The following is a 12863-nucleotide window of genomic DNA, read 5'->3' on the forward strand; positions in this document are numbered from 1 at the left end:
CGGGGCGCCTTCGCGCCCTACGTTCGAGCCGTGTCGTCCTCCTCGTCCGCTCTGCCCGCCGGGCTCGACGGCGCGTTCCCGATCTCCTCGCGGATCCGGGACGCGCGGTCCGCCGCACCCGCCGCCGTCGCGTACGGCGGCCCACTGCCCGACCTTCCGCCCGCGATCCGTGCGGCTCTCCGCGACGCGGAGCGCATCGACGTGGTCCATGACCCGGCGGCGCCGGACCCGCTGGAGTCACGGGTGTTCGGCCTCCTGTACGCGCACGTGCGCGCCGAGCAGGTCGTCCTCGCCCTCTCCGCCCGAACGAATCTCACCCTCGCCGGCAGCACCGTGCGCATCGTCGGCGACGGCCGCGTGGCGGCAGCGCTGACGACGGTGCTGCGCCGGCTGGGCGCCGCGGTGGTCCGCGCCAGCGACGACCCGGTCGAGCGGCTCGCGGCGGCGCTGGACGGCGTGCGCGTCGAGTCCGTCGCGGCCCCCGAAGCAGCCACGGTGCACGTGACGCTCCTGACCGGTGTCGGTCACGACGCCGTGACGGCCACGGACGTGGACGGCCTCGTCGCCGACGCTTCCCCCCGACCGATGGATGCCACGGCCTGGCCCTCACCGCGCGCGCACGTGCGCACGACCCCGAAGGGAGCGCTCGTGGAGATGCCCTCACCCCTCCCCACCGCGGCGGAGCCGCCCACGGCGGCGCAGTGGCACCTCGCCGACGCGCTGCTGGCCGCGTTGCTCGTGGACGGCGGCCCCGACGACGGCCGCGGCGTGTTCGCGGCGGCGGTGACCCCGTGAGCGGCCGGATCGCCGACGCGAGCCTGTGGCGCTCGGGCCTCGATCGGATCGAGTGGGCCCGCGCGCACATGCCGGTCACCACGGCGCTCGCGGCACGACTGAGCCGCGAGGGCACCGTCGCGGGAGTACGCATCGGCGTCTCCGACGTCCTCGAGCCGAAGACGGCCACGATCGCGCTCGCGCTGGCCGAGGCGGGCGCCGAAGTGACCGTCACGTCCGCGGGACGCAACACCGACGACGCCGTCGCCGCGGCGCTGGACCACGCCGGCATCCCCGTCTACGCCCGCGCGAGCGCCGACCACGCCGAGGACCGCGCGAACGCCCTGGCGTTGATCGATCACCGACCCGAGGTGATCGTCGACGACGGAGCGTCCACGATCCGCCTCGCCCACCTCGAGCGCCCCGACGTCGTCGACCGGATGCGCGGGGCGACCGAGCAGACCACGTCGGGCGTGCGGCCCCTGCGGCGCATGGAGGCGGCCGGCGCCCTGCGCATCCCGGTCGTCGCCGCCAACGACGCCCGCTCCAAGTCGCTGTTCGACAACATGCACGGCACCGGACAGTCGGTCGTGTTCGCCGTGGCCGATGTCGCCGACCGCTCGTTCCGCGGGGCGACAGTCGTCGTCGTCGGCTTCGGCCGCGTCGGAACCGGCATCGCCCAGCACGCCGCCGCGCTCGGAGCGCGCGTCGTCGTGACCGAGACCGACCCGGTCGCGGCCCTCCAGGCCGCTTTCGCCGGGTTCCGGGTGCAGACCCTCGCCGAGGCCGTGCGGCACGCCGACATCGTCATCTCGGCCACCGGTATCCGGCACACGATCGATGTCGCCCACCTCGACGCCCTGCGCAGCGGCGCGGTGGTCGCCGTCGGCGGCGGTGTCGGTCAGGAGATCGCGCTCGACGCGGCGCACGCGGCCGGTGCGGTCGAGATCACCCGCGACGGTGCCGTCTCGGTGCTCCGGATGCCGAGCGGGGGCGAGGTGCGGGTGCTCGACGACGGCAATTGCCTCAACGTCAGCGCCGCCGAGGGCAACCCGGTCGAGATCATGGACCTCTCGTTCGGCGTGCAGTTGGCCTCGGTCGCCCACGTGCTGACGTCCCGCGATCTCGCCGCCGGCGTCCACGAGCTGCCCCGCGCGGCCGACGACGAGGTCGCCGCGATCGCCCTGGCCTCGTTCGGCGGGACGCTGGACACCCCGTCCGCGGCGCAGCAGGCGTTCCTCGCCGCCTGGAACCCCGAGGCGGACGAAGAATGACGGTCGTCGTCCACCGCGCGCCGGTCGTCCTTTCCGCGGGCTCCGCCCCGCTGTCCGACGGCGCCGTCGCGGTCACGGGCGACCGGATCCTCGCGGTCGGCCCGACCGACGAGGTCCTCGCCTCCCTCGCGGGCACGGATGCCGAGGTGCACGAGTGGGACGGCGCGCTGACCCCGGGACTCGTGAACGCCCACACCCACTTGCAGTACAGCGACATGGCCGCGGTCGGTCAGGCCGAGCACGGCGGCTTCGAGGCGTGGATGAGCGCCTTCATGGAGCTGTACCCCCTCCCCCGCGACTGGAGCGCGTCGGCGGCGGCGGGGGCCGCGCTGTGCGTGCGCGCGGGCACGACCGCGGTCGCCGAGATCGTCACCGACGCCGAGGCCGGGTCGGCGGTGCACGACGCCGGCCTCCACGGCATCGCGTTCTGGGAGGTCCTCGGCTGGACCGATCGGGCGTGGGCCGAGGGCGGCGAGAGCATCGTCCGCGCCGAGCTCGCGGCGCTCCCTCCGCACCCCGCCGTCGGCCTGTCCCCGCACGCGATCTACTCGCTCGACACGAGTGTCATCCGCGATCTCGCGCGGCTCGCCGGCGAGCTGGGCGTGCGGCAGCACATCCACGCCGCCGAGTCGGCGTGGGAGGACGCGTACGTGCGCACCGGAACCGGCGACCTCGCCGAGCGGTGGCGACAGAACGGCCGCGGCGAGTTCGCCCTGCTCCGCGACGGCGGCGTCGGCACCGGCGTCCTCCGTTATCTCGACGGCCTCGGCGCGTTGACCCCGACGACGCACCTCGCCCACGGCATCTACGTCGACACGGACGACCGCGCCCTGCTGCGCGAACGCGGGGGCAGCGTGGCGCTGTGCCCGCGCTCCAACGCGGTCATCGGTCTCGACCCGGCCCCCGTGGCCGCGTACCTGCGCGAGGGCAACGCGATCGCGGTCGGCACCGACTCGCTGTCGTCGTCGCCGAGCCTGTCGCTGTGGCATGACGTCGCCGCCCTGTACGGCATCGCCCGCAGCCAGGGGTACGACGGGGACGATCTGCACGCCCGACTGTTCGCCGCCGCGACCGCCGGAGGGGCCCACGCCCTGGGGCTGGCGGACACCGGCGTGCTCCGCGCCGGCACCCGAGCCGACCTCGCCGTCTTCCCCGTCTCGGCCTCCGCGCCGCGCGACGTCCTCGCCGAGCTCGTCGAAGCCGGGCCCGCCGAGGCCTCCCTCACCCTCATCGGCGGGCGCGTCCGCTGGGCGAACTCCTCCGATCACGAACGGACCACCGCACATGTCTGATCCCCGCCCCTTGCTGTTCGGCCTGTACGAACAGGCCTGCGTCGGCAACGGCTCCTCGGCGGCGAGCCTGTGGACGCACCCCGCCGACGACCGGCTCTCGGCGACGTCGTTGCGGTACTGGATCGACCAGGCGCGTCGCGTCGAGGACGCCGGCATGGATCTGTTCTTCTTCGGCGACGTGCTGGGCCTCTACGACACGTACCGGGGCGGTGCCGACACCGCCCTGCGGCACGGCGTCGAGGTCCCCGCCCTCGACCCGATGCTGCACATCCCCGCGCTCGCCGCCGTGACCGACCGGCTCGCGTTCGGCACCACCGTGTCGACGACGTACGAGCACCCCTTCGCCCACGCGCGCCGCTTCTCGACCCTCGACCACCTCACCGCCGGCCGCATCGGCTGGAACGTCGTGACCTCCTACCTGCCGGGCGCCGCGGCCAACTTCGGCCTCGACGTCGTGGCGCACGACAGCCGGTACGACCGTGCCGACGAGTTCCTCGACGTCGCGTACGCCCTGTGGGAGCGCAGCTGGGACGACGACGCGTTCGTCGGCGACACGGCATCCGGAGTGTTCGCGGACCCCGCGAAGGTGCACCGGATCGACCACGTGGGTGAGTACTTCCGCGTGGCCGGCCCCCATCTCGTGACCCCGTCGCCGCAACGGACCCCGGTCATCATCCAGGCGGGCTGGTCACCCCGCGGCCGCGAGTTCGCCGCACGCCACGCCGAGCTGATCTTCGTCGGGGACTCCGACCCCGTGGCCGTGCGCGAGGGGCTCGCCGGCATCCGTCGCCGAGCCGAGGAACTAGGCCGGGATGCCTCGCAGACCCGCGCGGTGGTCGGCATGAACCTCATCGTGGCTCCGACCGCGATCGCCGTGCAGGAGAAGATCGACTCGCTGCAGGCGCACTACTCCTCGGAGGCGCAATTGGCCGCCTACGCCGGGTGGGGCGGCATCGACTTCTCGCAGTACGCCGACGACGAGCCGCTGGTCAAGCGCGCGACGAACGCGACGCAGACGAAGGAGACCCGCGGTGACGCCCCCGTGCTGACCGCCGGGGACGTCCGCCGGCAGTTCTCGAAGGTCACCGCGTTCGCGGACGAGCGGTTCCTGGGAACCCCGGATGCCGTCGCGGACGCGATCGGGGCGTTCGTGGAGGAATCCGGGGTGGACGGCTTCCTGCTGCACCCGTTCCTGTCGCCGGCCTCGGTCGAGGACTTCGCCGAGCTGCTGGTGCCCGCCCTCCGCGAGCGGGGCCTGTACGGCGGGTTCCCCACCGACGGCACGTTCCGCTCGCGCCTGCGCAGCGACCGACGGGATCGTCTCGGCGACGACCACCCCGCGCGCTCCGGCGCCCGGTGAGACCGGTGCCGCGGGGCGGTCCCCGCGGCACCGACCGTCGGATCAGTCCCGCGGCGCGGGTCCCGTCGACAGAGCGTGCACGAACCGCCGCAGGAATTCGGTGCCGTCGAACGCCGTGACCGCACGCACCGTCGGGCCCTCGGGCGTGCCCCACGCGAGCGGCAGACCGTCGTGGGTCAGCGCGATGCGCGTGGCCAGCGAGTCGGCGTACGGCGTGTAGTCCACCGGTCCTTCGATCCAGCCCGTGACGATCTCGGGCCGGTGCAGGATCACGGTGGCCAGGCCGTCGTGAGCGGACGAGATCCGGCGGCCCCACTTGTACTGGTAGAAGTCGTTGTACGCGTCGAGGACCTCGCCGGCGAACGTCGCCCACGGGGTGCCCGTTCCGCGCAGCACCGCGAGGACGTGCTCGTCGAGGATCGCCGTCGCGGTGACGTTGACGCCCACCATCACGACGTTGCCGGAGTTGCGCGCGCCGAACACGATCTCGGCGGCCCGGCGGTCGTTGGCCGTGTTGGCATCCGTCAGCGTCGCTCCCCCGGGCGCCGGGTAGGGGCCCGCTCCGCCCATGATGACGACCGAGCGGTACTTCAGGAACAGGTCTGGGTCGCGCTCGAGCGCGCGGGCGATGTTGGTGAGGGGTCCGAGCGGGTGCAGATCGACCTCGCCGGGGTGCTCCGCGGCGATGCGCACGATGGCATCCACCGCGCTTTCGTCCTCCACGCGCAGCTCGGCGCGTTCGAAACGGTCGCCGAGGCCGTCGGTGCCGTGCACGAAGTCCGCGATCGAGGCCTCGCCCTCGATCGGCGCGGCCTCACCCAGGTGCAGCGGGATGTCCTCTCGGCCGGCCAGTCGCAGCACCGTCCGGACGTTGCGCGCGGAGTCCTCCACGGGGGTGTTGCCGTAGATCGTCGTGATCGCCGCGATCTCGACGTCGGGCTGCGCCAGCAGGTACATCAGCGAGTGCGCGTCGTCGAGGCCGGTGTCCGTGTCGACGAGGACGCGCCGGACGGAAGGAGAAGAGAGGGATGCCATGCTCTCACCCTGCCGGTTCCGCACCGACGACACGGCGCGGTGTTACATCACGTGACATGCCCGTTCCCTGTTCGTCACGCGAACACCCCAAAGTGATCAGTGACACGGGCGGCCCCGACCCGCGTCCCACACAGCACAGGTCGACCGGCGCCTCCGGCGTCGTCGGGAAACGGACACACCATGGCTTCCTCTCAGCGACTGCGCCGCGCCGCTCTGCCGGCGGTCGGTCTCACCGCCGCCCTCGCCCTCACCGCCTGCTCCGGCGGGCAGACGACCCCCGCCGCGACCGACGGCTTCGAGGGCGTGCAGCTCACGGTGTGGAACAACATCGACTTCGAGCCCTACCAGGGGCTGCAGAAGAAGTACTTCGAGACCTGCGCCGCCGACCTCGGCATCACCGTCGACGTGCAGACCCAGTCCGGTGACTACACCACCCGCCTGCTCCAGGCCGCGGGCGCGAAGTCGCTGCCCGACGTGGCCCTCCTCTCCACCGACACGCAGCTGCCCCAGCTCGCCTCGCAGGGGGTGCTCGCCGATCTCGGCCAGTACGACGTCTCCACCGACGGTCTCGCCGACAGCGCCGCCGACCTCGGCCGGTACGACGGCACGCTCTACGGCCTCCCCGTCCAGGTCGAGGACTACGCGATCTTCTACAACAAGGCCGCCTTCGCCGCCGCGGGGGTCGCCGAGACCGCCCCGAAGACGTTCGACGAGTTGGTCGCCCTCGCCGGTGCAGTGACAACCCCGGCGCAGAAGGGCATCGCCCTGCCCGGCATCGGCGGCGACGGCTCCACGTCGTCCTACTTCCTGCCCTTCCTGCTCTCGGCCGGGGGCGACCCTGCCGACCCCACCGGCAGCGGTGCCGTGGAGGCCGTCGACCTCTACAAGAACCTCGTCGCGAACGGCTCGCTCTCGTCGGAATTCGTCAACTGGGGCTGGAAGTCCATCGACCAGTGGACCTCCGGTGCCGCCGCCATGACCGTGTCGGGCCCGTGGAATCTCGTCGACACCTCGATCCCGTTCGAGTGGGGCACGTTCCCCTTCCCCACGGCGGAGGCCGGTGAATCGCCGAAGGTCAACCTCCTCGGCTACGCGTACGGCGTCGCCGCCAACGCGGACGCGAACAAGGAGGCCGCCGCCGCCGCGCTGGTGAAGTGCCGCGCTTCGGAGGAGAACCAGATCGAGACCGCGACCCAGGGCGGGTACATCCCCGCGCTGCAGAGCGCGCAGAAGGCCTTCGTCGAGAAGGTCCCGGCAGCCGCTCCGTTCGTCGACGCGGTCGACGGCGCCTACAACTCCGCGCAGCTCGGCACCGAGTGGAACAAGCTGCAGCAGCAGTACGTCGACGCCATTCAGGGTGCGACGGTCGGCGGGCAGACGGCTCAGGCCGCGCTGGAGCAGGCCAGCGGCAAGTGACGGCGGACACGCTGACGACGACCGGCCGGTCGGGGGCTCGTACCCCCGGCCGGTTCCGGCGTTCTCTCGCGACCCGTCAGCGGCAGGAACTGTGGGCCTTCCTCGCCCCCGCGGTGGTGTTCTTCGTCGTCTTCTTCCTCTTCCCGCTCGGGTACGGCGTGTTCATGAGCACGACGGAGTTCCGCACCGGCACCTTCATCACGGGGCGAGCCCCATTCGTGGGGACGGCCAACTTCGAGGCGATCCTGGCCGAGCCGGTGACCTTCCGGGCACTGGCGAACACGTTGACCATCACGATCGTCTCCGTCGTGATCGAGCTCGTGCTCGGGCTCCTCCTCGCCCTCCTCTTCGCCCGCACCTTCCCCGGCAGCCGGTGGCTGCCGACGTTGATCCTCCTGCCGTGGCTCCTCCCGGCGGTCGTCGTGGCGACCGTCTGGAAGTCGCTCCTGGCCGGCGACGGGCCCATCAACGACGTGCTCGGATCGCTCGGCATCCCGGTCGAGGCCTGGCTGGCCAACCCCGCCACGGCCCTGCCGGCCGTCATCGTCGTCGCCGTGTGGGCGAGCCTGCCGTACTGGGCGACCATCCTCGGCGCCGCCCTCAAACAGGTACCCGCGGAACAGCTCGAGGCTGCACAGCTCGACGGCGCGGGGGCATGGCGGCGGCTCACAGCGATCGTGCTCCCCACGATCTGGCCGGTCGTCTCCGTGCTCGTGGTGATGAGCGTGGTCTACACCCTGCTGATCGTCGACCTCGTCCTCGTCCTCACAGCCGGCGGTCCCGCCAACAGCACGGTCACCCTCGGTCTGCTGTCCTACCGGCAGGCCTTCCAGCAGTTCGAGTTCGGACTCGGCGGAGCGTACGGGATGCTGCTGCTCGGCATCAGCGTGCTGTTCGCGATCGTGTACACCGTGATGTCGATGCGCCGGGAGCGTGACGAATGACCGCGACCCTGCCTTCCGCCCCCGTGACGGTGTCCGCCCCTCCGTCCGAGCCGGTGCCCGCCGTGCGCCGTCGCCGTCGCGGCTGGACCTGGACGCTCCTGACCGTCGTGGTGCTCGCGGTCTACCTCTTCCCGGTGTATTGGATGGTCTCGGCGTCGCTGCAGCCCTCGGCGAACTCCGCCGACACCGCCTGGATCCCCGCATCGCCCGGCCTCGGTGGCTACGAGAAGGCCCTCGACGACGCCGGGGTCAGCGGGCTACGCGTCTCGATCCTCGTGTCGCTCGGCTCGGTGCTGGTCACCCTCCTCGTGGCGATCCCGGCCGCGTACGCCCTGAGCCGCTTGCGCTCGCGCGCGGTGAGTCTCGCTCTGATCCTGCTGCTGCTGGCGCAGATGATCCCCAGCGTCGTCCTGGCGACGTCGTTCTACGCGATGTTCAACTCCTGGGGCCTGCTCAACACGTTCATCGGCCTCATCCTCGCGAACTCCACCGCGGGCGTGCCGTTCGCGGTGATCGTGATGCGGGCGTTCATGCTGCGCCTGGACACCGAGGTGATCGAGGCGGCCACGGTGGACGGCCTCGGGCCCCTCGGGACGCTCTGGCGCATCGTCGTGCCGCTCTCGCGCAATGCGATCGTCACCGCCGGCGTCTTCGCGTTCCTCTTCAGCTGGGGCGACCTGCTCTTCGGACTGACGCTGGTCAACCGCAACGAGATGTACCCGATGTCGGTGCTGATCTTCGCGCTCTCGAACTCGAACCTGAACACGTGGGCCGCGACCATGGCCGCCTCGCTCATCGCGAGCGTCCCGGCGCTCGTGGTCATCCTCGCCGCGCAGCGGCACGTCAAGGCGGGTCTGACCGCCGGCGCCGGACGCTGAGACGCGGGAGGGCACCCGGCCCGCACGTAGACTGGGGGATCGTGAGCGAACGCGTCCTGGTCAACCAGCTGAAATCCCTTCCCGCCGGCCCCGTCTCGGTGTCGGGGTGGGTCGAGACCGTCCGCGATCAGAAGAAGGTGCAGTTCGTCGTACTGCGCGACGAGACCGGTGCGGTGCAGCTCGTGAACCCGGCGACGCGTCCCGCCGAGGACGCCGGTGAGCAGGATGCCGCGGCCCTTGCTCTGACCGAGACCATCGGGGCCCTCGCGAACGGCACGTTCCTCACCGTCCACGGTGAGCTCAAGCACGACGAGCGCGTGAAGCTCGGTGGCGTCGAGATCAAGGTCGGCGAACTCGACATCGCCGCCGCGGCCAACCCCGAGACGCCCATCGCCGCCGACAGCGGAATGGACAAGCGCATGGACTGGCGCTTCCTGGACCTCCGCCAGCGCCGCAACAACCTCATCTTCCGGGTGCAGACGACCCTCGAGCACGCCATGCGCACGTACTGGGTCGAGCGCGACTACATCGAGATCCACTCCCCCAAGCTCATGGCATCCCCGTCGGAGTCCAACGCCGAGCTGTTCGAGGTCCCCTACTTCGAAGACAAGACGGCCTACCTCGCGCAGAGCCCGCAGTTCTTCAAGCAGATGGCGCAGGTCGCCGGTTTCGGCAAGATCTTCGAGATCGCCCCCGCCTTCCGCGCCGACCCCTCGTTCACCAGCCGTCACGCGACCGAGTTCACCTCGATCGACGCCGAGATCAGCTGGATCGACTCGCACGAGGACGTCGCGCGCATGCAGGAGGAACTGCTGCAGACGGCCATCCGGGCGGTCAAGGACAAGCACGGCGACGAGATCCGAGAGCTGTTCGACGTCGAGGTCGAGGTGCCGAGCCTGCCCTTCCCGCGCATCCCGCTCGCCGAGGCGCGCGAGATCGTGGCCGCCCGCGGGTACGAGATCCCCCGCACCGACGGCGACCTCGACCCCGAGGGCGAGCGTCAGATCGCGGCGCACGTGCGCGAGGCCTTCGGCCACCAGTTCGTCTTCGTCACCGACTACCACCCCGAGATCCGCGCGTTCTACCACATGCGCGACGCCGAGACCGGGCTGACCAAGTCGTACGACCTGCTGTTCAACGGCGTCGAGATCACCACCGGTGCCCAGCGCGAGCACCGCGTCGATGTGCTCGTGGAGCAGGCGAAAGAGAAGGGGCTCGACCCCGAGCACCTCGACTTCTACCTCGACTTCTTCCGCTTCGGCGCCCCTCCCCACGGCGGGTTCGGCATGGGCCTCGCGCGCGTGCTGATGCTGCTGCTCGGTGAGTCGTCGATCCGCGAGGTCACGTACCTGTTCCGCGGCCCCACACGCCTGGCCCCCTGAGTTCGCCCGCCCGACTCCCGAGGTTCACTCGCCGGGCCGGGTCGGTCCACCCGTGACGCCTAACGTGTCGTCATGGTCGTCGACAGCGCCGCGTTGACCGTCCCCGCGGACGGCTCCTCCGGTGCGGGTCGGAGCATCCGCCTCGCGGATGTGGGGCGGATGCGCGCCGGCCGACGCGTGCTGGACGGCATCCATCTCGATGTGGCCGCCGGTGGCATCCTCGCCGTCGTGGGCGAGTCCGGCTGCGGCGCGACGACCCTCGCGCGGATCATCGCCGGGCTCGAACGGCCCGACGGCGGGGAAGTCCGCATCGACGGACGCGCCCGCCCCGACGCCCCGAGGATCGCCGGGGTGTTCGACGACGCCGCTCCCCGCTTCGGACGGGTGCGCGAGGCCGTGCTCGCCCGCGCCCGTCGACGCCAGCCGAGCGCCCGCGACGAGGCGGATCGCCTCCTCGCGCTCGTGGGCCTGTCCGCGCCGGACGCGCCGGTGCGCCGTCTCTCGCGCGGCGACCGCCAGCGGTGGGCGCTCGCGCGCGCCCTCGCGACCGACCCCGAGGCGCTCGTGCTCGACGACGCGCTCAGCGCGCTGCACACATCCGGGCGCGAACGTCTGCGCGACGCACTCGTGCGCGAGCTGCGCCGACGCGGGACCACCACGATCTGGATCACGCGCGACACCGCCGAGGCGATCGCGGTCGCCGACCGAGTGATCGTCCTGCATCGGGGGCGCATCGCCGCCGACGGCACGCCCGAGAAGGTGTACGCCCGCGCCGGAGAACCGGCGGTCGCGGCCGTGCTCGGCCCCGTCAGCACGGTCCCGGGCATCGTCGAGGGATCCGTCGTCGACGTCTGGGGGCAGCACGTCCCCCTCGCCGAGTCGGCACACGACGGACACTGCGAGGTCGTCGTGCGTCCGGAGAACGTCGTCCTCGTGGCCGCGGACGCCCCCGGGATGGATGCCGTCGTCGAGGAGAGCACTTTCCTGGGTAACGTGCGGCGGTCACGCGTGCGCACGAGCGACGGGAGCCTCGTCCACGTCGATCACGCGGCCGGGGCCCGCTTGGACGATCATGCTCACGTGCGGATCGCCCTCGCACCGGTGCCGGTGGCGACGCGTCCGCTCAGCTGAGCTCGGAGATCACCCGGGGAAGTCGATGGCCGCGCGGTCGGCGACGACCGAACGGATGAAGACGCCCGCCTCCTGGTGCGCGGGATGCACCTGGTAGCGCTCGAGCGCCTCGACGTCGGCGAACTCACTGACCAGCACGATGTCCCAGTTCGTCTGCGGGTAGGCGACGTTCCGTCCCACCTCGAGGTGCAGGATCTCGGGGATCTCGGCGCGCAGCGACAGCAGGCGCTCTTCGACCTGCTCTGCGTGCAGCGCACGCGTGTCGGCGTCGTCGGCCGCGAGCTTCCACAGGACGATGTGTCGGATGCTCACGCGGAGGCTCCTTCGGTATCGGCCGCGAGGAGCGCGGCACGCAGACGATCGGCGGACACGCGCCAGTGCGCGTGCAATTCTCCGTCGATGAGGACGACGGGGATCTTCTCCCACCACCGCTCGAACAGCGTGGCGTCGTCGGCGATCGATGCCTGCTCGACGATCACGCGATCGGCGACGGCGGTCGGGAGTTCGCCCACGACGGTCTCGACGATCTGCTCCGCGACGTCGCAGAGATGACAGTCGGGCTTGCCGATCAGCGTGAGGGTGGTCACTCCACCCATCCTAGGAGGACGCGTCGAGGTGTCAGGACTCGACGTCGTACCCGGAGGCGATCCACTCGCCGGTGCCGCCCTCGACGTTCGTGGCGTCGTGGCCGCGGGCCGACAGTGCCTCGACGACGCGTGCCGAGCGGCCACCGGCCTGGCAGATGACGTCGAAAGGCCCCTCGGGGAGCAGGTGCAGGTTCTCACCGATGCTCGACATCGGCAGGTTCACGGCACCCGGGACGTGCCCGGCGGTGAACTCGTCGACCTCGCGCACGTCGACGAGCGGACGGTCGCGTCCGGCGTGCAGGTCGTGGACCGAGATGGACTGCATGATGCTCCTCGAAAGGACGGAGTGGACGGAGGCCGGATACACGAAGCGCCCGTCGGGTGACAGGCGCTCGGTGTGGTGGTCGCGTTACTTCTTGTTGCGACGCTGGTGACGAGTCTTGCGAAGCAGCTTGCGGTGCTTCTTCTTCGCCATGCGCTTACGGCGCTTCTTGATGACAGAACCCACGGAAAACCTCACTAAGTCGGGGTCTGGGTGCCGATGTCGGCTCCCGGGAACGGGCAGGCGTTGTAAAAAGGCCTCGGATCAGTCTAGCCGACGTCGGACACCGGACGCTGCACAGCTTCCGCGACCGCCGATTCCGGCACCCGATAACTGCGTCCGAACCGGACGGCCGGCAGTTCTCCGGCGTGCACGAGACGGTAGACGGTCATCTTCGAGACCCGCATCAGTTCGGCGACCTCGGCGACCGTCAGGAAACGCACGTCGGGCAGCTCTGCCATCGATCAC

The 12863-nt window shown here is 71.4% G+C and carries 15 protein-coding genes; 9 read left to right on the forward strand and 6 right to left on the reverse strand.

Translation table 11 applies throughout. The annotated features are described in order from the left end of the window. The first annotated feature begins 30 nt into the window (after positions 1–30). Genes AC3E6M_RS15090 through AC3E6M_RS15105 form a run of 4 tightly spaced genes read left to right on the forward strand, consistent with a single transcriptional unit; the run spans position 31 to position 4700 of the window. On the forward strand, positions 31–795 hold the full coding sequence (locus AC3E6M_RS15090; protein ID WP_138174242.1) for a hypothetical protein: 765 nt from the start codon (positions 31–33) through the stop codon (positions 793–795). Continuing rightward, on the forward strand, positions 792–2048 hold the full coding sequence (locus tag AC3E6M_RS15095; RefSeq protein WP_171024248.1) for an adenosylhomocysteinase: 1257 nt from the start codon (positions 792–794) through the stop codon (positions 2046–2048). Before AC3E6M_RS15090 ends, AC3E6M_RS15095 begins: the two co-directional genes overlap by 4 nt. Then, a complete protein-coding gene (locus AC3E6M_RS15100) occupies positions 2045–3340 on the forward strand; it encodes an amidohydrolase family protein (RefSeq protein WP_138174238.1) in 1296 nt (431 codons plus the stop codon). Before AC3E6M_RS15095 ends, AC3E6M_RS15100 begins: the two co-directional genes overlap by 4 nt. Further along, complete coding sequence (locus AC3E6M_RS15105; RefSeq protein WP_138174236.1) at positions 3333–4700, forward strand: NtaA/DmoA family FMN-dependent monooxygenase; 1368 nt, start codon at positions 3333–3335, stop codon at positions 4698–4700. The genes AC3E6M_RS15100 and AC3E6M_RS15105 overlap by 8 nt, the downstream gene beginning before the upstream one ends. Positions 4701–4742: 42 nt before the next feature. Here AC3E6M_RS15105 and AC3E6M_RS15110 read toward each other — a convergent pair whose 3' ends face one another. Then, positions 4743–5735 (reverse strand): nucleoside hydrolase, encoded by a 993-nt coding sequence (locus AC3E6M_RS15110; protein WP_138174234.1) that lies wholly within the window; start codon positions 5733–5735, stop codon positions 4743–4745. Between the two features lie 180 nt (positions 5736–5915). Here AC3E6M_RS15110 and AC3E6M_RS15115 point away from each other — a divergent pair, with 180 nt between their 5' ends. The 5 genes from AC3E6M_RS15115 to AC3E6M_RS15135 all read left to right on the forward strand — a co-directional run bounded on the left by AC3E6M_RS15115 (position 5916) and on the right by AC3E6M_RS15135 (position 11486). After that, positions 5916–7151: a sugar ABC transporter substrate-binding protein gene (locus AC3E6M_RS15115; RefSeq protein WP_138174232.1), complete on the forward strand. Its 1236-nt coding sequence runs from the start codon at positions 5916–5918 to the stop codon at positions 7149–7151. Continuing rightward, positions 7148–8095 carry a carbohydrate ABC transporter permease gene (locus AC3E6M_RS15120; RefSeq protein ID WP_138174230.1) on the forward strand — a complete coding sequence of 316 codons (948 nt, stop codon included), beginning with the start codon at positions 7148–7150 and terminating at the stop codon, positions 8093–8095. Before AC3E6M_RS15115 ends, AC3E6M_RS15120 begins: the two co-directional genes overlap by 4 nt. Next, positions 8092–8973 carry a carbohydrate ABC transporter permease gene (locus AC3E6M_RS15125; protein WP_138174228.1) on the forward strand — a complete coding sequence of 294 codons (882 nt, stop codon included), beginning with the start codon at positions 8092–8094 and terminating at the stop codon, positions 8971–8973. The genes AC3E6M_RS15120 and AC3E6M_RS15125 overlap by 4 nt, the downstream gene beginning before the upstream one ends. 41 nt (positions 8974–9014) lie before the next feature. Further along, entirely contained in the window at positions 9015–10355 is a 1341-nt protein-coding gene (gene aspS, locus AC3E6M_RS15130) for an aspartate--tRNA(Asn) ligase (RefSeq protein ID WP_138174226.1), read from the forward strand. Between the two features lie 72 nt (positions 10356–10427). Continuing rightward, positions 10428–11486 carry an ABC transporter ATP-binding protein gene (locus tag AC3E6M_RS15135; protein WP_138174224.1) on the forward strand — a complete coding sequence of 353 codons (1059 nt, stop codon included), beginning with the start codon at positions 10428–10430 and terminating at the stop codon, positions 11484–11486. A 9-nt stretch (positions 11487–11495) separates the two neighbouring features. On the opposite strand, the gene AC3E6M_RS15140 is transcribed toward AC3E6M_RS15135, so the two are convergent. From AC3E6M_RS15140 to AC3E6M_RS15160, 5 genes are all read right to left on the reverse strand, one after another. After that, positions 11496–11798 (reverse strand): Dabb family protein, encoded by a 303-nt coding sequence (locus tag AC3E6M_RS15140; RefSeq protein WP_138174222.1) that lies wholly within the window; start codon positions 11796–11798, stop codon positions 11496–11498. Next, positions 11795–12073: a glutaredoxin family protein gene (locus AC3E6M_RS15145; RefSeq protein ID WP_138174220.1), complete on the reverse strand. Its 279-nt coding sequence runs from the start codon at positions 12071–12073 to the stop codon at positions 11795–11797. Before AC3E6M_RS15145 ends, AC3E6M_RS15140 begins: the two co-directional genes overlap by 4 nt. 31 nt (positions 12074–12104) lie before the next feature. After that, entirely contained in the window at positions 12105–12398 is a 294-nt protein-coding gene (locus AC3E6M_RS15150) for a rhodanese-like domain-containing protein (protein ID WP_138174218.1), read from the reverse strand. Positions 12399–12482: 84 nt separating this feature from the next. Then, positions 12483–12581, reverse strand: coding sequence for a 30S ribosomal protein bS22 (locus AC3E6M_RS15155; protein WP_003792170.1), 99 nt, complete (start codon positions 12579–12581; stop codon positions 12483–12485). An 83-nt stretch (positions 12582–12664) separates the two neighbouring features. Continuing rightward, complete coding sequence (locus AC3E6M_RS15160; protein ID WP_056224003.1) at positions 12665–12856, reverse strand: helix-turn-helix domain-containing protein; 192 nt, start codon at positions 12854–12856, stop codon at positions 12665–12667. Positions 12857–12863: the final 7 nt, after the last annotated feature.

It is taken from the genome of Microbacterium sp. SCPM-O-B-15248 (M128), assembly GCF_058214835.1.